This is a genomic window from Siccirubricoccus phaeus, assembly GCF_008360935.1.
In the GTDB taxonomy this organism is placed as follows: Bacteria; Pseudomonadota; Alphaproteobacteria; order Acetobacterales; family Acetobacteraceae; genus Siccirubricoccus; species Siccirubricoccus phaeus.
This window is the reverse complement of sequence record NZ_SRXO01000007.1, coordinates 52,674-70,490: the sequence shown is the minus strand read 5'-3', so window position 1 is coordinate 70,490 and position 17,817 is coordinate 52,674. Positions and strand designations below refer to the sequence as shown.

General features: G+C 70.7%; 17 protein-coding genes. 8 read left to right on the top strand and 9 right to left on the bottom strand.

All coding sequences use genetic code 11. The features are described 5' to 3' along the window. Positions 1–18 precede the first annotated feature (18 nt). The 7 genes from E5N76_RS11810 to E5N76_RS11780 all read right to left on the bottom strand — a co-directional run bounded on the left by E5N76_RS11810 (position 19) and on the right by E5N76_RS11780 (position 6,007). Entirely contained in the window at positions 19–780 is a 762-nt protein-coding gene (locus tag E5N76_RS11810; protein ID WP_149537504.1) for an SDR family NAD(P)-dependent oxidoreductase, read from the bottom strand. Further along, on the bottom strand, positions 773–2,218 hold the full coding sequence (locus E5N76_RS11805) for an FAD-dependent oxidoreductase (protein ID WP_149537503.1): 1,446 nt from the start codon (positions 2,216–2,218) through the stop codon (positions 773–775). Before E5N76_RS11805 ends, E5N76_RS11810 begins: the two co-directional genes overlap by 8 nt. 72 nt (positions 2,219–2,290) lie before the next feature. After that, positions 2,291–2,404: a helix-turn-helix domain-containing protein gene (locus E5N76_RS11800; protein WP_149537502.1), complete on the bottom strand. Its 114-nt coding sequence runs from the start codon at positions 2,402–2,404 to the stop codon at positions 2,291–2,293. A gap of 44 nt (positions 2,405–2,448) precedes the next feature. Then, a complete protein-coding gene (locus tag E5N76_RS11795; protein WP_268921300.1) occupies positions 2,449–3,642 on the bottom strand; it encodes an ABC transporter substrate-binding protein in 1,194 nt (397 codons plus the stop codon). A gap of 58 nt (positions 3,643–3,700) precedes the next feature. Beyond that, positions 3,701–4,543 (bottom strand): aspartate/glutamate racemase family protein, encoded by an 843-nt coding sequence (locus E5N76_RS11790; RefSeq protein WP_149537501.1) that lies wholly within the window; start codon positions 4,541–4,543, stop codon positions 3,701–3,703. A 340-nt stretch (positions 4,544–4,883) separates the two neighbouring features. Beyond that, a complete protein-coding gene (locus E5N76_RS11785; RefSeq protein ID WP_149537500.1) occupies positions 4,884–5,126 on the bottom strand; it encodes a hypothetical protein in 243 nt (80 codons plus the stop codon). Between the two features lie 77 nt (positions 5,127–5,203). Further along, positions 5,204–6,007 carry a glucose 1-dehydrogenase gene (locus E5N76_RS11780; protein WP_149537499.1) on the bottom strand — a complete coding sequence of 268 codons (804 nt, stop codon included), beginning with the start codon at positions 6,005–6,007 and terminating at the stop codon, positions 5,204–5,206. A gap of 301 nt (positions 6,008–6,308) precedes the next feature. On the opposite strand from E5N76_RS11780, the gene E5N76_RS11775 reads away from it, so the two are divergent. Genes E5N76_RS11775 through E5N76_RS11760 form a run of 4 tightly spaced genes read left to right on the top strand, consistent with a single transcriptional unit; the run spans position 6,309 to position 10,682 of the window. Beyond that, entirely contained in the window at positions 6,309–7,301 is a 993-nt protein-coding gene (locus E5N76_RS11775; RefSeq protein WP_149537498.1) for an NAD-dependent epimerase/dehydratase family protein, read from the top strand. Positions 7,302–7,316: 15 nt separating this feature from the next. Continuing rightward, complete coding sequence (locus E5N76_RS11770) at positions 7,317–8,288, top strand: Bug family tripartite tricarboxylate transporter substrate binding protein (protein WP_149537497.1); 972 nt, start codon at positions 7,317–7,319, stop codon at positions 8,286–8,288. Between the two features lie 10 nt (positions 8,289–8,298). Continuing rightward, positions 8,299–9,699, top strand: a complete 1,401-nt coding sequence (locus E5N76_RS11765; protein WP_149537496.1) for an MmgE/PrpD family protein — start codon at positions 8,299–8,301, stop codon at positions 9,697–9,699. 14 nt (positions 9,700–9,713) lie between these two features. Further along, on the top strand, positions 9,714–10,682 hold the full coding sequence (locus E5N76_RS11760) for a Bug family tripartite tricarboxylate transporter substrate binding protein (RefSeq protein ID WP_149537495.1): 969 nt from the start codon (positions 9,714–9,716) through the stop codon (positions 10,680–10,682). Positions 10,683–10,902: 220 nt separating this feature from the next. On the opposite strand, the gene E5N76_RS11755 is transcribed toward E5N76_RS11760, so the two are convergent. Then, a complete protein-coding gene (locus E5N76_RS11755) occupies positions 10,903–11,673 on the bottom strand; it encodes an SDR family NAD(P)-dependent oxidoreductase (protein ID WP_187830122.1) in 771 nt (256 codons plus the stop codon). 121 nt (positions 11,674–11,794) lie between these two features. Then, on the bottom strand, positions 11,795–12,571 hold the full coding sequence (locus tag E5N76_RS11750) for a GntR family transcriptional regulator (protein WP_149537493.1): 777 nt from the start codon (positions 12,569–12,571) through the stop codon (positions 11,795–11,797). Positions 12,572–12,765: 194 nt separating this feature from the next. Between E5N76_RS11750 and tcuA the strand changes: the two genes are divergently transcribed. From tcuA to E5N76_RS11730, 4 genes are read left to right on the top strand one after another with little or no spacing between them, the layout of a single operon-like run. After that, on the top strand, positions 12,766–14,277 hold the full coding sequence (gene tcuA, locus E5N76_RS11745; RefSeq protein ID WP_149537492.1) for an FAD-dependent tricarballylate dehydrogenase TcuA: 1,512 nt from the start codon (positions 12,766–12,768) through the stop codon (positions 14,275–14,277). A gap of 4 nt (positions 14,278–14,281) precedes the next feature. Further along, the gene (locus tag E5N76_RS11740; RefSeq protein WP_187830121.1) at positions 14,282–15,661 is read left to right on the top strand and encodes an MmgE/PrpD family protein; all 1,380 of its coding nucleotides are present in this window, start codon (positions 14,282–14,284) and stop codon (positions 15,659–15,661) included. Beyond that, positions 15,654–16,643: a Bug family tripartite tricarboxylate transporter substrate binding protein gene (locus E5N76_RS11735; protein ID WP_149537490.1), complete on the top strand. Its 990-nt coding sequence runs from the start codon at positions 15,654–15,656 to the stop codon at positions 16,641–16,643. The genes E5N76_RS11740 and E5N76_RS11735 overlap by 8 nt, the downstream gene beginning before the upstream one ends. Before the next feature lie 21 nt (positions 16,644–16,664). Then, positions 16,665–17,747: a TauD/TfdA family dioxygenase gene (locus tag E5N76_RS11730; protein WP_149537489.1), complete on the top strand. Its 1,083-nt coding sequence runs from the start codon at positions 16,665–16,667 to the stop codon at positions 17,745–17,747. The last annotated feature ends 70 nt before the right edge of the window (positions 17,748–17,817 follow it).

The window sequence follows — 17,817 nt, the reverse complement described above, 5'->3', positions numbered from 1 at the left end:
CATCGGTTTCGGTTCCATTCAGTCCATCCACATGCCACCATTGACGTCAACGATCTCGCCGGTGACGAAGCCGGTCTCCGGCGCCGCGAGGAAGGCCACCACCCGCGCCACCTCCTCGGCCGTCCCCATGCGGCCAACGGGGATCAGCGCCTTCAGCGCATCGGGGAAGGTGGTCGTCATGGCTGAGGCGATGGGGCCGGGCGCCACGGCATTCACTGCGATGTTGTCCGCCGCCAGTTCCTTGGCGAGGAAGAAGGTCAGGGCATGCACGCCCGCCTTCGAGACGCCGTAGGCCGCGCTGCCGCTGCGCTGCTGTTCCGCGCGGTCCAGCCAGGGTCGCGCATTGCCGCCATTCTTGCCGATGATCGAGCCGATATTGACGATACGCCCGCCCCCTTGCGCGCGCATGGCCGGGATCACGGCCTGGCAGGCGAGGAAGGTCCCTTTCAGGTTTACCGCCAGCACGCGGTCCCATTCCGCCTCGGGCATCTCGGCGGCCGAGCCGAAGCCAACCACGCCGGCCACGTTCACCAGCGCATCCACTCGCCCGAATTCGGCCAGTATCCGTGCGACCACGGCCTCGACGCCAGCCTTGCTGGTGACGTCCAGGGCCATGGCCAAGGCGCGGCGGCCCAAAACGCGCACCGCCTCGGCCGCCCCGGCGGCCTCGCGCACATCGGCCAGCGCCACGTCCCAGCCGGCCTCGGCCAGCGCCAGCGCGCTGGCCCGGCCGATGCCGCCTGCGGCGCCGGTGACGAGGGCGACGCGCGGCTCAGGCATTGCACCGCTGCCCGGCGATGTCCTGCCCAGCCAGCCGCCCGAAGACCAGCCCCTTCAGCACGGAGGTGGCGCCGGTATAGGTGCCCCAGAACAGGCCGATGACTTCGCCGGCGGCGTAAAGGCCGGGGATTGGCTCGCCATCCTGGTCCAGCACCCGGGCACTGCCATCCACCTTCACCCCGCCGAAGGTGAACACATTCGCGGACATGATCGGATAGGCATGGAAGGGCGCCTGGTCGATCGGCAGCGCCCAGTTGCTTTTCGGCGGCTGCAGGTCCCTTGTGGCAAGGCCGTCCAGCTCCAGCGGCTTCCACTCGCCCTGCACGCAGGCGGCGTTGTAGCGCTCCACCGTGGAGACCAGGCCGACCGCCGGCACGTCCAGCTTCGCCGCCAGCGCCGCGATGGTATCCGCCGCGATGGGCGGCTGGTCGGTGCGAATGGCCAGGCGGTAGTTCGGGATGCTCAGATGCTTCGCGTCCAGCACGACATAGGCGATGCCGTCGCGCTGTTCGTAGATGCGCCGCGTCACCCGCTCGTAATGCGCGTCCACCGTGCCGGGCGCTTCGTCCACGAAGCGCTCGCCCGCCTTGTTCACCAGGATGCCGTAGGGGAAAATGAAGACCGAAGGCTCCGAGACGCCGGAGCGCGGATCCACGGGCTCGGCATGGTAGCTGCCGAAATCGCCGCAGGGCGCCGCGCCGATATCGAGCGCCATGCGAATCCCTTCGCCGCGGTTGAAATAGCCGCCCTTGCAGATGGGGCGAAGATGCACGCTGCGCGGGCCGATATAGCGGGTCTGCATTTCGGCATTGCCCTCGAAGCCGCCGCAGGCCAGCACGACCTTGCCATGCAGGCGCAGCGCACGGCCCCCACGCCGGGCATTCAGGCCGATCACGCCGCCCTCCTCGTCCTGGATCAGCGAGATCGCTGTCGTCTCGTAGTGGAAGGCGACGCCCAGCCCCTCGGCGCGCCTGGCCAGCGCCTCGACCAACGCCAGCCCACCGCCCACCGGCAGCAGGCGTGGCTGCGACTTCGTCAGGAATTGCGTCGGCAGGAAGTCGAAGCGCACGCCCAGGCCTTCCAGCCAGGCGATGGTGGGGCCCGCATTCTCGGCGAAGGTGGAGATGAAATCCGGATCCGCGAGACTCAGCGCCCGGGCATAGGCAGCGCGGTCACCGCGCGCGCGGGCGGCCTCCTGCACCAGCTCGGGATCGATGGCGCCGCTGCCGTTCTCGGCCAGATGGGTCTCGAAATCGTCGGTCACCTCGCGGTGCGACTTCATGCGGAGATAGGCTTCGGTGTAGCAGCTCTGCCCGCCCCGCTCCTCGCGCGGCGCGCGCTCCAGCACGGCAACCCTGGCACCGCCTTCCGCCGCGGCCACCGCGGCCGAAAGCCCCGCCACGCCGCATCCCGCCACCACCACGTCATAGGCCGTCATGGGTTTCCTCCGTTGCGGGCAGTCTGTCGCGCCCGGCCGGCCACGACAACCGGTGCGGGGCGAAGGGACAGATCAGCCGGAGGTGGTGGCCGAGGCATTGGCAACGCCGAGCTGCTCCGCGGCGTGCGACATGCTGCCGGTATCCGCCGTTCTGACGAAGGCTTCCATGGCCAGGAGGCGGTCCATGCCTCGTCCTCTTGTTGCTGAGCCGTCCGACGCCAGCCGGGCATTCACTGCACCAGCGGGCAGCCGCCCTGGGCGATCGGCCGATAGGCCTCCTCAAGTGGGACGTCCCGGATCAGGCGATAGACGTCATATCGGCCGGTGGATGCAGCCGGTGCCTTGACCTGGAACACGTAAACCGGGCTGATCCGGCGACCATCCGCGCGGATCTGCCCGCTGCCGAAAACCGCATCCTCCGTCGGTGTCGCCTTCATGCGCGCGACCACCGCCCGGCCATCCGTCGAATTGCCCAGCGCCTCCACGGCCTTCAGGTAATGCGTCACCGCCGCATAGACATTGGCCTGCAGATCGGTCGGCATCCGTCCACCCGACCGTTCGGCAAAGCGCCTGGCGAAGCCACGCGTCCCGTCGGTCAGGTCCCAATAGAAATTGCCGACGACAATGGCGCCTTGCGTCGTCTCCAGGCCCAACGACACGATGTCCGAGATATAGACCGCCAGCCCGACGACGCGCTGCCCGCGCCGCACCAGGCCGAATTCGGAAGCCTGCTTCATGCTGTTGATGAAGTCGGCCTGGGAATTCGCCAGCGCCACCACCGAGGCGCGAGAGGCCTGGGCCTGCAGCAGGACCGAGGAGAAATCCGTGGTCCCGAGCGGATGGCGCACCGAGCCAAGGACGCGCCCGCCCGCCAGCGTCACCGCCTCGCTGGATTGCTTCTCCAGATCATGTCCAAAGGCATAGTCAGCGGTGACGTAGAACCAGCTCGTACCGCCCTGCTGCACCAAAGCCCGGCTCGGCACATTCGACATCGACCAGGTGTCGAGCGAGTAGTGGATGAGGTTCGGCGAACAGAGGTCGCCGGTCAGGCGGCTGGCCACCGCCGCCGTGACCAGCGCGACGCGATTGGCATTGCGCGCCACCTCGCCGACCGCCAGGGCGACGGCGGAATTGGGCAGGTCGACAATGGCATCCACGCCCTCCGTATCGAACCACCGACGGGCAATGGCGGAGCCGGTGTCGGCACGGTTCTGATGGTCGCCGGACAGGATCTGCACCGGCAGCCTGGCGGCGCGGCCGCCGAAATCCTCCGCCGCCAATTGCGCCGCGACCACCGAACCCGGACCGGCCACATCGGCGAAGCTGCCGGAAAGATCGCTCATGATGCCAATGCGGACGGCCTCGCGCCGTGGCGCCGGCTGTGACTGCGCGATCTGCGGCAATCCGGCCCCCAGGCCACTCATCATCAGGACGACTGCCAAGACTGCGCGGCGCATGTACGTTCCCCCTTGTTGTGAGCCGTTATTCAGCGTGGCGCGCAGTGCCCGAGAAGCTGCTCTCCGCCACATCGACAGCACCCGCCGCTCTCCGCGCCTCAGCCAGCATGGCCGCAGGCGGCCTGGCGTAATGGCCGATGCGGCTGACCTGAAGGCCGATCGAGGCCCTCGCGCCCACCATGAACTGCGCATAGCGGAACAGCGTGCCGAGCGCGTCCATGACCAGGGCGCCATGGCTCGCCTTGAGGCCCTGGCGCCAGACGAACTCATTGAGAAAGCCGTCACCGGGGATGACCACCTCGGCCCCCATCTCCACCAGCCGGCCGCAGGCCGCGTGAAAGGCGTCGACCAGTGGGCGCGCCGTGCCCTCGCCACCCTCGAGGCTGTACTCGTCAATGGGCGGCTGCATCGCCACCACCCCGGCCAGCCGGTCCCGCAAGCCATAGAGGCGGGCCAGTTCGTCATGCTGGGCGCGCTGGCTGGCCTCCAGCGACACCATGCCGAAGCGCTGGCCCAGCGAGCAGGCGACCAGCATGCAGGTCTCCGAGAGGCCGAGGCAGGGGATGTCCACCAGGGACCGCACGGTGCGGAGCGCCGGATCGAAGAAGCAGCCAAGGGCGAAGGCGTCGTAGCCGGCGCGCTCCGCCGCCAGTGCCGCCTCGACGATCTGCGCCTCGTTCAGGTACTCCAGATAGCGATGACGGATGGCATGGATGGGCGCGACGTCATGCCCATAGGTCCCGGGACGCAAGCCGTGCAGGACGACGCTGTCGCCCGGTGGCAGCACAGCTTCGGCATGGCGGGCAAGGGTGGCGCGGTAGATCGGCACGATATTCAGGTCGCTGAAGCTCTGATGCCAGATCCGCATCGCTGTCGATCCTCAGGCCGGCGCGCGATCGGGCGATGTCGTCGCGGCGCGCCGCAAGGGCGACGGCCATCCGACTGTCCCATGTATAGGGTTGGCCCGGCTCCTCGCCTGCCGGCAAGCCTCGGGGCGATGGCTTCTTCGGCCGCCGCGCGCGGCATGGCCGCCGGCCTCCGCTGCGACAAATGCTGGTGCTGAGCCGGGCAAGCCGTGGCCGGTCGTTGCCGACTGGAAATTCCTTTCGGGCATTCGACGTTCTCCCGTAGGGGAGCATGGCACGAGAGCGACGCCGGTTAAATGCACCGGCTGGGGCCCGGAGCAGCCTTGCCGCAGTCGATGCCGCTCAAGCGATCGGCACAATGACGGTCGGGCCGGCGCAGAAGGCGATATTCTGCTTCCGGCTGTTGAAGGCGACGGCCGAGTCCGCGGCCCGGAGGCCATAGCCCGGCATGCCTTGCTGCATCCGTTCGGCCCAGCCGGCGAGCCGCTCCGGGCAACGCCGACGGAGCTGTTGGAAGGCTGGCAAGCCGGCGAGGTCAAGCGCCGCCATCCACTCGTCAACGGTCTGCGCTTTGGACTGCACCATCGATCTCAGCCCCCGCCACGTGTCAGGTCCGAAGCCACTGGCAAAAGAGTCGGGGGGGGAGGCCGGGTTGACCGCGATCAGGCGGCCGTGAAGCCGCCGTCGACGACAAGGCCGGCGCCGTTCATGTAGCCCGCGTCGTCGGACGCCAGGAATACGATGCCTTTGGCGATGTCGAGGGGCACGCCCAGGCGGCCCCAGGGCACCGATTCCGAGACGAGCTGCCGGACTGGCGCGGTGTCGTTGCTGCCGGTGCGCCGCGCGCGGGCCTCGAAGGTCTGCTCGCCCATATCCGTCTGGATGACGCCGGGATGGATCGAGTTCACCCGGATCCGGTAGCCCTTCCGGGCGAATTCCAGGGCGGCGGACTTCGTGAACAAGGTCACGCCGCCCTTGGTCATCGAGTACAGCGGATCGAGCTGCGAGCCGACGATTCCGGCGATGGAGGCCAGGTTGACGATGGCGCTGCCATGCTCGCTGGACCGCGCCGCATCCCGCAGCGCCGGAGCGGCGAGCTTGGTGCCGAGGAACACGCCCGTCATGTTGACGGCGACGAGCTTGTGCCACTCGTCCAGGCTGACCTCCTCGATCGCCTTGCCGATGAAGACACCGGCGTTGTTCACCAGAATGTCGAGCTGCCCGAACCGCCCGGTGGCGAGGTCGATGGCGGCGGCCCAGTCCGCCTCCCGCGTCACGTCCAGATGGCTGTATTCCGCCTGCCCTCCGGCGGCCCGGATGGCTGCCACGGCCTGCTGCCCCGGGCCGTCGAGGACGTCGGCGACCACCACCTTCGCCCCGGCCTCGGCCATCAGCCGGGCGGTCTCTCCGCCGATGCCGCGCGCGGCGCCGGAGATCAGGGCGGTTTTGCCATCGAGACGATTCATGGGTTCGATTCCGTATCCTGGACGCGTGGATGCCTGTGTCTGCATCGCTGCCGCAGCTTACGCAGCGCTGGGGCCGGCGGATAGCCGCCTGCCTGCTCGCGCCAATTCCGTTCACACATGTATACACGCGCATTGACAGGCGTTCGCACCAGCCGATAGCCTGCCGCCAGAACTGCCAGCATGACCTGGGCAGCCGAGGAACGTCCGCCAGCCGCCGGCACGCCCACCCGAGGCATGCTGCCGCTGGTCCTGGGCAAGCTCCTCCGCGGCTCCGGACAGGCCGGGGCCAAGGGAGCACGCCATGCCACATGCCATCGCCGGGAACAGCTACCTCGTCACCGGCGGGGCCAGCCTGATCGGCTCGCATCTCGCCGACGCGCTGCTCGCCGCCGGCGCGCGGGAAGTGCGGCTGCTCGACAGCCTCGCCCTCGGCACGCCCGACATGATCGCGCATCTGCAGGCCGAGCCACGGGTGCGGCTGGTCCGCGGCGATATCCTGCGGCTGAACGAGGTGATCGATGCCGCCCAGGGCATCGACGGGATCTTCGCGCTGGCCGGCTTCCTGACCCTGCCGATGGCGGAAAACCCGCCGCTAGGCGTCGCGGTCAACACCATCGGCGTGCTGCACACCCTGGAAGCGGCGCGCATCGCGTCCTGCCGGCGCGTCGTCTTCTCCTCCTCCGTCGCTGCCTATGGCAATGCAGTGGCCGAGACGCTGGCGGAGGATGCCGGCACGGTGGTCACCGGGCTGCAGCCGGTCACCGCCGTCTACGGCGTCAGCAAGCTGTTCGGCGAGCAGCTCGGCAGGCTCTACGCGCAGAAATACGGCGTGCAGTTCAACGCGCTCCGCTTCGCCTCGGTCTATGGCGAGCGGCAGCACGGGCGGGCGGTGAACGCCAATTTCATCGCCGCCACCTATGAGGCGGTGCGGCGCGGGGAGCGTCCGGTCATCACCGGCGACGGCCGCGAAGTGCATGACTACATCCATGTCACCGATGTGGCGCAGGGTTGTCTGGCCGCCATGGCCAGCGATGCCAGCGGCCTGGTCATGAACCTCGCCACCGGCCGCGACGCCTCGCTGACCGAGGTGGCGCACCTGGTGCTCGCGGCCTGCGACGCCCCGCATCTCGAACCCGAATACCACGAGGACCGTCGCGCGGTCCGCTCCGCCGGCGGCACCCATCTCGGCTTCAGCCGTGCCAAGGCGGAGCGGGAGATCGGCTGGGTGCCGAAGGTCACGCTGGAAGACGGCATCCGTCGCTACATCCGCTGGCGGGAAGCCTCCGGCGGCTGACATCGGAGAACAGGCATGCCGGGACACACCGCTGCCGTCGCGCGCCGCGCCCTGCTCGCCGCGCCGGCCCTCCTGCCGGCGGCCCGGGCGTGGGCTGCCTGGCCGGATCGTCCGGTGCGCCTCATCGTGCCCTTCCCGGCCGGCAGCGCCACCGACACCATCACCCGCAGCCTGGCGGAGCCCTTGGCCCGCGCGCTTGGCCAGAGCGTGGTGGTGGACAATCGCGGCGGCGCCAATGGGGTGATCGGCGCCGAAGCGGCGGCGCGCGCCGCGCCGGACGGCTATTCGCTGCTGATCTACAGCACCAGCAACGCCAGCGTGAACCCGCATACGCTGCGGCGCCTGCCCTATGATCCGCTGCGCGACTTCGCGCCCATCGGCTTCATCGCCGAAATGCCCTATGTGCTGGTGGTGCCAGCTGCCTCGCCGGCCCGCGACCTGGCGGCGTTCCTGGAGCTGGCGCGCCGCCGGCCGGGCGAGGTGACCTACAGCTTTCCGAACTCGGCCTCGCTCATCGCCATCAGCATGCTGGCGCGGATGGCGGGCGTGCAGGTCTCGCCCATCCCCTATCGCGGCGGGCCGGAAGCGCTGACCGATGTGGTCGCCGGCCGGATCGACGCCACCTTCACCGATTTCGCCAATGGGCTGGCGCAGGTGCGGGACGGCAAATTACGGGCGCTGGCCGTCACCACCGCCCGGCCCTTCCCGCTGGCGCCGGAGATCCCGCCGGTCGCTTCCGTGGCCGCCGGCTACGATCTCACGGTGTGGTACGGGCTGGCGGCGCCGGCCGGCACACCGGTGCCCATCCTGCGGCGCGCCTCGGCGGCGCTGGACGCCGCGCTGGACGACCCAGGGCTGACCGCGCGGCTGGCCACCCAGGGCTATGTGCCGCGGAAGATGGGCCCCGAGGAATTCGCCGATTTCCTGCACCGGCAGCTCGCCCTCTGGGGCGAGCGCGTGCGCGCCGCCGGGATCGAGCCGCAATGAGGAGACTCCCATGAACGCCATGCCCCCGGCCTCCCTGGCCACGCCGGCCGGCCGAATCGCCGCTTTCGCCGCGGCGTTGACCCATGACGCGATCCCGGCGGCGGTGCGCGAGCGGGCGCGGCTGCAGATCCTGGACGGGCTCGGCGTCGGCCTCGCCTCCAACGCCTATCCCTTTGCGGCAACGGCGCTGGCCGGCATCCAGGCGCTGAGCGGCCCCGGGGATTGCACCGTGCTGGGGCGGCGGGAAAAGCTGCCGATGCGCGATGCCGCGCTGGCCAATGGCATCCTGATCCACGGCCTGGACTTCGACGACACGCATCTGGCCAGCATCGTCCACGCCACCGCCGCCTGCCTGCCGGCCGCCCTGTCGCTGGCCGAGGCGCTGGACGCGCATGGCAGCGAGCTGCTCGCCGCCTATGCCGCCGGGATGGAGGTGGCGATCCGCATCGGCGCGGCGGTGAAGGCCGGCTTCCACCATGCCGGCTTCCACGCCACCGGCATCGTCTCGCATTTCAGCTCCGCCGTGGTGGCGGGCCGGCTGCTCGGCCTCTCGGCGGAGCAGATCCTGTCCGCCCAGGGCATCGCCTCCAGCTCCGCCGCCGGGTTGCAGCTTTTCCTGGAAGAGGGCGCCTGGACGAAGCGCTTCCACCCTGGCTGGGGCGCGGTGGCCGGCATCACGGCGGCCTATCTGGCCCGGCCCGGCTTCATCGGCCCCAGCCGGCCCTATGAGGGCAAATTCGGGCTGTTCGAGACGCATCTTCAGGCGCATGCTGCCGAGGCCGATATCGGCTGCCTCGCCGCCGACCTCGGCACGCGCTGGGAGCTGGCCGAGACCGCCATCAAGCCCTACCCCGTCTGCCACTTCATCCACGGCGCGGCGGACGCCGCCATTGCCCTGCGGGCGGCGATCCCCGACCTGGCGGCCATCGCTGCGGTGCGGGTATTGCTGCCCGGGCCCACCCTGCCCATCGTCGCCGAGCCCGCCGCCGACAAGCTGCGGCCACAGACCGACTACGCCGCCAAATTCAGCGCCCCCTTCGTCATCGCCACCTGCCTGGTCCGCGGCTATTTCGGCCTGGCGGAGCTGCTGCCGGAAGCGCTGGTCGATCCGCGCATCCTGGCGCTGGCCGGCCGCACCACCTGCGCCGCCGATCCCGACACCGCCTTCCCCGCCTATTTCTCCGGCGGGGTCGAGGTGGAGCTCACCGACGGCCGGCGGCTCCGCCAGCACGTCCGGGTCAATAGCGGGGCGGGCGAGCGGCGGCTCGACCAGGCCGCCGTCGCCGCGAAATTCCGGGCCGCCGCCGGCATGGCGCTGGCGCCGGCGCAGGCAAGCCGGGCCTGCGAGGCGATCCTGGCGATCGACCGCCGGCCGGTGCGCGAAACCCTGCGCGCCTTGGCCGCGGCGTGAACGGGAGCCACCCCATGTCGCCACCCCGCCTGCCACGTCGCGCGGCGCTGGCCCTGCCCGGCCTGCTGCTGCTCCGCCGCCCGGCCCGCGCGGCCTGGCCGGAACGGCCGGTGCGGCTGATCGTGCCCTTCCCCGCCGGCAGCGGCACCGACATCCTGGCCCGCCTCCTGGCCGAGCCGCTGGGCCAGCGCATCGGCCAGCCCGTGGTGGCGGACAATCGCCCCGGCGGCAATGGCGTGGTCGGCGCCCAGGCCGGCGCCATGGCGGCGGCAGACGGCTATACGCTGCTCATCCTCGGCACCAGCGCCGCGGCCATCAACCCGCATACCGTACGCCGCCTGCCCTACGACCCGCTGCGCGACTTCGCGCCCATCGGGATGCTGGCGGAGCAGCCCTATGTGCTGGCGGTCGGGCCGAACTCGCCGGCGCGGGACCTTGCTGGCTTCCTCGCCCTCGGTCACAGCCGGGCGGAGGGGCTGACCTTCGCCACCGGCAATGCGGGCTCGATCATCATGGCGATGATGATCGGCCGCATGGCCGGGATCCGGCTGACCGGCGTGCCCTATCGCGGCGGCGCCGAGGCGCTGGCCGATGTCGCGGCCGGCCGTGTCGCTTTCAACCTGGCCGATTTCGGCCCGGCGCTGGCGCAGCGCGAGGCCGGGCGGGTGCGCCTGCTGGCCCAGACCCTGGCGCATCCCTTCCCCCTGGCCCCCGAGATTCCGCCCATCGCCACCGCGCTGCCAGGCTTCGACGCCAATGTCTGGTTCAGCCTGGTGGCGCCGGCGGCGACCCCGCCGGAGCTGCTGACCCCGATCGGCGCAGCGCTGGATGCGCTGCTGGCCGAACCGGCTACGGCCGAGAAGCTGGCCCGCATCGGGCTGGCGCCGCTGCGCCTGGGCCGCGCCGAAACCACGCGCCATTTCGAGCAGCAACTGGCGCTGTGGGGCGAGCGGGTGCGGAATGCCGGGACCGAACCGCAATAGGGCATTCCGGGTCCGGCGAATCGCCGGATGCTGCGGAGACCGCGACAAACCACAGGCTGAGGCGCTGCCGCGCGCGCAATGCAGCGGAAACGCTCCGGCGAGCTACCCGCTGCGTTCGCCGGAGTTCCGACGAACGCAGCGGGTAGCAGCGACGCAAACAAGGGCCAGGCGTCGCCGATTGCTGCAGTCCGCAGGGCTGCGAAACCGGGGGCGCCAGCCTTCAGCGCCAGCCGCCGCCGCCATTCACATAAACGGTGTCGGCCGTCATGTAGCCGCAGGCGTCGGAGCACATGAAGAGGACAAGCTCGCCGATCTCCTCCGGCTCCGCCATGCGCTTCATCGGCACATCCTCGACGAATTTCCTGACCAGCTCCGGCGGCGTGTCGGCAGCCATGGCGAAGGGCGTGTTCACCGGCCCGGGCGAGATCGACAGGCAGCGGATGCCGCGATCGGCGAATTCCCGCGCCACGCCCAGGGTCATGGTCAGCACAGCGCCCTTGGCCGCGGCGTAATGGACGGAGGCGCCGGGCCCACCGCGCTTGTGCGACATGCTGGCGACATTGACGATGACGCCCTGGCCATTCTCCAGCATATGCGGCAGCACCGCCTGCATCGCGTGGAAGGTGCCCTTGACGTTCAGATCGAAGGTCCGCTCGAGGAGCTGATCATCGATCTCGAGGAATTTGCAGCGGCGGAAGGCCGAGCCGGCGGAGTTGAACAGGAAGTCCACCCGGCCGAATTCGGCGATGGCGCGCCGCACCAGCTCCTCGACCTGCGGGCGGGAGGTGACGTCGGTCGCCACCGGCAACGCCTTGCTGCCGCGCTGCCGCAGCGCATCGGCCACGGCCTGGCTGCCCGCGGCATCGACATCGGCCACGACGACATTGGCGCCCTCGCGGGCGAAGATCAGCGCAGTGGCACGGCCGATGCCGCTGGCGGCGCCGGTGATGATGATGGTCTTGCCATGGAAATAGTCGGGGGTCTTGGGCATGGATCCTGCTTCCTCCTCAGCTTCCGCCAACCAACGGGCAGCCGCCTTCGGCCAGCGGCGGCCAGGCCTTCTCGGACGGCAAGGCGGCTTTGGCCGTACGCGGCGTCGGCTTGCGGCCGGGCTAGCCGCTTTCGGGCTGCGGCAAGGCCAGGCCGGCGCGCTCCGGCGGACCCGGCGGCGGACGGCGCAGCGAACGCTTCTGCGCGGCCGAGCGCACATCCTCGCTCACCACTCGCACCCGGCTTTCATAGGCGTGGCGGATGTGACGGCGCGCCGCATCCTCGGCCCGGGCGGTGTCGCGGGAGCGGATGGCGTCCACGATCTCGGCATGCTCGCGCAGCGCATCCTCCGCCCGGCCGGGGTCGTGGTAGGTGGTGCGGCCCAGCAGCGGCACGAAGTTCAGCAGCACCTGCAGGCTTTTCAGGATGAAGCGGTTGTGCGCGGCGCGGTAGATCAGCTCGTGGAAGGCCTGGTTCTCCCGCGCATGGGCACGCGGATCGGCCGGCAGGGCGCGCATGGCCTCGAGCGTCGCGGTCAGAATGCGGAGCTCGGTCGCGTCCGCATGCCGGGCGGCCATGGCCGCGGCGGCGCCCTCCAGGGATTCGCGGGTGGCGTAGAACTCGCCGATCGCCCGCAGGTCGTAGAGCGCGACGGCCAGGCCGCCGCTGGCGCTATGCTCCAGCAGCCCCTCGGCCTGCAGCCGCCGTATCGCCTCCCGCACCGGGGTGCGGCTGATGCGCAGCCAGGCGGAGATCTCGGTTTCCATGACCCGCTGGCCGGGCTCGATCGTGCCCTCGCGGATGGCTTCGTGCAGCATCGCATAGGCCCAGTCGCTGCGGCCACGGGTGCCGCGGGCGCTGTCCTCCGCAAAGCTGCCGGTCAGGTCTTCAGGCTGCATCACTGGCTCCGCCGCGCCAATCCGCCGGAGGTGCCGGCGCGGCTTGCGGCACGGCAGGTATAGGCGCCCCGGCCGCCCGGCCTCAAGCCTTTGCTGATCACAGATGTATACACGCGTATTGACGAGCGTTCGGGGTCGCGGCTAACCTCCCCCCAACATCGTCGGCCGGCGCCCGGCGAAGGGAGGAACCAGCCATGTCAGGCACCGCCGCCTATGACGTCATCGTGGTCGGCGCCGGGAATGCGGCGCTTTGCGCCGCGCTCTCGGCCCGCGAACAGGGCGCCCGCGTCCTCGTGCTCGAAAAGGCCTCGCAGGAGGAACGCGGCGGCAACTCGACCTTCACCGCCGGCGGCTTCCGTTTCGTCCATGACGGGTTGGACGATCTGCGGCGCGACGTCCTGGTCGATCTCTCCGAAGCCGAGGCGGCCCGGGCCTATATTCCGCCGCTGCCGGCCGAGCTCTACATGCACGACCTGCAGAAGGTAACCGAGGGGCTGGCGCAGGAGGAGCTCGCTGGGTTGCTCATCGGCCGCTCGCGCGAAACGGTGGTGTGGATGCGCCAGCAGGGTGTGCGCTTCATCCCGATGTTCGGCCGGCAATCCTACCTGGTGAACGGCAAGCATCATTTCTACGGCGGCGTGAACATCGAGGCGGTGGGCGGCGGCTGGGGGCTGGTGGATTTCCTGGTGAAAGCCGCCGAGAAGGCGGGGATCGAGATCCGCTACGACACCGGGCTGCGCCGGCTGCTGCAGGACCGGAAGGGCGCGGTCACCGGCGTCACCGTCTTCGGGCCGGAGGGTTATGAGGACATCGCCGCCCGCGCGGTAGTGCTGGCCTGCGGCGGGTTCGAATCCAACCCGGAAATGCGTACCCGCTACCTCGGCCCCGGCTGGGAGCTATGCCGGGTGCGCGGCACGCGGCACAACACGGGTGACGGGATCCGCGCCGCCCTCGAGATCGGCGCCCAGGCCTTCGGCGGCTGGTCCACCTGCCATGCCGTGCAATGGGACATCAGCGCGCCACCCTACGGCGACCGCGTGGTGCTGGATAATTTCCAGAAGCACTCCTACCCCCTCGGCATCGTCGTCAACCTCGCGGGGGAGCGTTTCGTCGATGAGGGCGCGGATTTCCGCAACCACACCTACGCCAAATATGGCCGGGAGGTGATGAAGCAGCCGCAGCGAACCGCGGTGCAGATCTTCGACAGCCAGACCATCAAGATGGTGCGCGACGAATACCGCATTCGGCAGGTGACCAAGGCGGAGGCGAACAGCATTGAGGAATTGGCCACGGCGCTCGACATCGACCCGGTGGGGCTGGCGCGCACCGTGCAGGCCTACAACGCCGCCTGCCAGCCCGGCGACTACAATCCCGCCATCCTGGATGGCAAGCGCACCGAAGGCATCAGCCCGCCCAAGTCGAACTGGGCGTTGCCGCTGAACGAGCCGCCCTATTACGGCTTCGTGGTCACCTGCGGCATCACCTTCACCTTCGGCGGGCTGCGCATCACCACGCGCGGCGAGGTGCAGGACACCTCCGACCGGCCGATCCCCGGGCTCTATGCGGCCGGGGAGCTGGTTGGCGGCATCTTCTACCAGAACTACCTCGGCGGCGCCGGGCTGATGTCGGGCTCGGTCTTCGGCCGGCTCGCCGGCGGGTCCGCTGCCCAGCATGCCCGCGCCGCCACCGCCCTCGCGGCGGAATAGGCCGGTGCGTGGCCTGACCTGGCAGGTCGCGGACTGGGTCGCGGCGCTGCGGCCGGAGGCGATCCCGCGAGCGGTCGCGGAGTCGGTCGGGCTGCTGGCATTGGACACGCTCGGCGCCGGGCTGGCCGGTCGCAGCCTGCCATGGACCGAGGCGATCCGCGCCTGGGCCCTGGCCGCGGCACCGGGCGAAGCGCCGACCGGCCGCGCGCGGATCTGGGGCGAGGCGACGGCCATGCTCCGCGCCGCCGACGCCGCCTTGGTGAACGGCGCCGCCAGCCACGCCTTCGAGCTGGACGATTTCCACAACGCCAAGCTGCACCCGGGCGCCGTGGTGGTGCCCGCCGCGCTGGCACTGGGCGAGGCCATCAACGCCTCCGGCGAGACGGTGCTGGCCGCCATCGCCGCGGGCTATGAGGTGATGATCCGCACCTCCCTGGCACTCGGCCCGGCGGCGGCGCGCGGCCGCGGCTGGCACCTGACCGCGGTCTGCGGCACCTATGGCGCCGCTGCCACCGCCGCCCTGCTGCTGCGGCTGGATGCGGAGCGCACCGCCTGGGCGCTCGGCCTGGCCGGCACGCAATCCGGCGGGCTTTTCGCCTTCACCACCGACGGCAGCAATTCCAAGCGGCTGCATCCCGGTCGCGCCGCGCAGTCGGGCATCATGGCGGCGGAGCTGGCGGCGCTCGGCCTCAGCGGCCCGACCGTGGTCTACGAAGCCGAGGATGGCGGCTTCCTCCGTGCCTTCGTGGAGCGGCCGGAGCCGGAGCGGCTGATCAGCGAGCTCGGCCGGCATTGGCATGCGGCGGAGACCAGCTTCAAGCCGCATGCCTGCTGCGGCAGCCTGCATGCGCATGTCGATGCGGCGCTGCAGTTGCGGTCGCAGTGGAGGCGGGATGGCCAGGTGCGGGTCGGGATGGCGAAGCTGGTCGAGCGGCAATGCGGCTATCCCTACGCCCCCGGCTCGGCGCTGAATGCGCAGATGAGCGCACGCTACTGCATTGCCGCGGCGCTGCTGGACGGTGCGGTGCTGCCGGCGCAGTTCACGGCGGAGCGCATTGCCGATCCCGCCATCACCCGCCTGGCGCAGCGCATCGAGCTAGTGCACGACCCGGCGCATGACGCGCTCTACCCCGGCCATTTCCTCGGCTGGACGGAGGTGGAGACGGCGGACGGGATGCGGCGCGCGAGCGTGCTCGACCCCTCGGGCTCGCCGGAGAATCCGGCCATGCCCGAGGGCGTCCGGCGCAAATTTGCCGCGCTGGCACAGCCGCTGCTCGGCACGGCGGGCGCCGCCGCCCTGGCCCAGGGCTTTGCCGGGTTGCGCGGCCTCCCGGTGCGGGCGCTGCTTGACCGGGCCGTGATGCGGGAGGCTGGGCATGTCTGACCGGGACGCCGGCGGCCCGCCGCCACGTCTGCCACGCCGCGCCCTGCTGGCGGTGCCGGCCCTGCTGCTGGCACCACCTGCCCAGGCGCAATGGCCGGAGCGGCCGGTCCGCCTGGTCGTCGCCTTCCCGCCTGGCAGCGGCACGGATGTGCTGGCACGGATCGTGGCGCCGGCCTTCGCGCGCGAGCTCGGGCAGCCGGTGATCATCGACAACCGTCCTGGCGGCAACGGCATCGTCGGCACCCAGGGCGCCGCCCAGGCGCCGGCGGATGGCCATACGCTGCTGGTCATCAGCACCAGCGCCGCGTCGATCAACCCGCATACCTTCCGCCGCCTGCCCTATGACCCGCTGCGCGACTTCGCCATGATCGGCTCGCTGGCGGAGGGACCCTATGTGTTCTGCGTCGCCCCCGACAATCCGGCCCGGGATCTCCGCGGCTTCCTCGACCGGGCGCGCGAACGCCCGGCGGGCGAGACCACCTTCAGCTACGGCAATGCCAGCGCCCTCATCATGTCCAGCATGCTGGGCCAGATGGCCGGCATCCGGATGACGCCCGTCCCCTATCGCGGCGGCGCCGAAGCCCTGGCCGATGTCGCGGCCGGTCGCATCGACTTCACCATGGCGGATTTCGGCCCGGGCACCGCGCAGCAGCGCGGCGGCCGCGTCCGCATCCTGGGCCAGAGCCTCGGCCGGCCCTTCCCGGTGGCGCCGGACATCCCACCGATCGCCACCGTGCTGCCGGGCTTCGACGTGAATGTCTGGTGGGGCATCGCCGCGCCCGCGGCAACGCCGCCGGAGATCGTGCAGCGCGCTAACCAGGCGCTGAACGCGGCCCTGGCCGATGCCACGGTACTCGAACGGCTGGGCCAGATCGGCGATCTGCCGCTGGCGATGCGCCCCGACGAATTCACCCGCTATGTCGAACGCCAGCAGGTCGTCTGGGGCGAGCGCGTCCGGCTGGCCGGAATCGAGCCGCAATAGCCGCAGTTGGAAACGGACGGAATGACCCCGATCGACGCAAACCCACGCACCGCATGGACCGTCGCCGCGCTGCGGGACAGGCCGGACTGGATTTTCGCGCTGGACGATCGCGGCCGCCGCGACCTGGCTGCCGCGGTGCGCCGGGCTCGGGATCCGGCGAAGACACCCTTCGACTACCGGCGGGCGGATTTCGACCTCGGCGCCGCCGGGCCGGTCATCGCCCGAGCCTTCGCCGAAGCCCAGCACGGCGGCGGCATTGCACTGCTGCGCGGCCTGCCGCGAGCGGAGCTGGAGGAGGCGGAGTTCGAGCTGCTGACCTGGGCCATCGGCCTGCATGCCGGCGTCGCCCGGCCGCAGGGCAAGGCCAGCCATTACCTCTCCCGGGTCAGCGATGCCGGCACGGTCTATCGCAGCGCCGGCGGTCGCGGCTATTCCTCGAATGCCGAGCTCGACTTCCACACCGATGGCGCCGACCTCGTCGCGCTCACCTGCTTCAACGCCGCGCAATCGGGCGGCATGAGCATGGTCACCAGCTCCGTCACCGCGTACCAGCACCTGGCCGCGGAGCGCCCTGAGCTTGCCGAGGTCCTGCACCACGCCGTCCCCTTCAGCCGCCAGGCGGAACAGGCGCCGGACGAGACGCCCTGGTACCTGAACCCGATCTACGATGTGGCGGAGGGACGGCTGCACAGCCGGTGGAACCGCAACCGCGTCACCTCGGCGCAGCGGCTCGAGGGCGCGCCGCCGCTGAATGCACTGCAGCGCGAGGCGATGGATGTGCTGGACGCCATCCTGCGGCGGCCGGAGCTGATGCTCAGCATGTATCTCGAACCCGGCGACATGCAGATCCTGAACAACCATGTGACGCTGCATTCGCGCACCGAATTCGAAGATCACCCCGAGCCGTCGCGCCGCCGGCTGCTGTTCCGCCTGTGGCTGGCCCCGCCCGATTCTGGCCGGTTGCCGGAAAGCTGGCGCGCCGCCTATCGCGCCATCGAGCCGGGGGTGGTGCGGGGCGGCATCGTCGGCCAGCAGCAGGACGCGGCCCGCCGGGCCTTCGAAGCATCGCAGGCGCAGGATCTCGGCATGCGGCTGGCCTCCTGACCCCGGGCCGGGGAGGACCGGGCTCCTCCCCTCTCCCGTCCCAGGCCGCCGCCTCTCCCGGCCCGCGCCG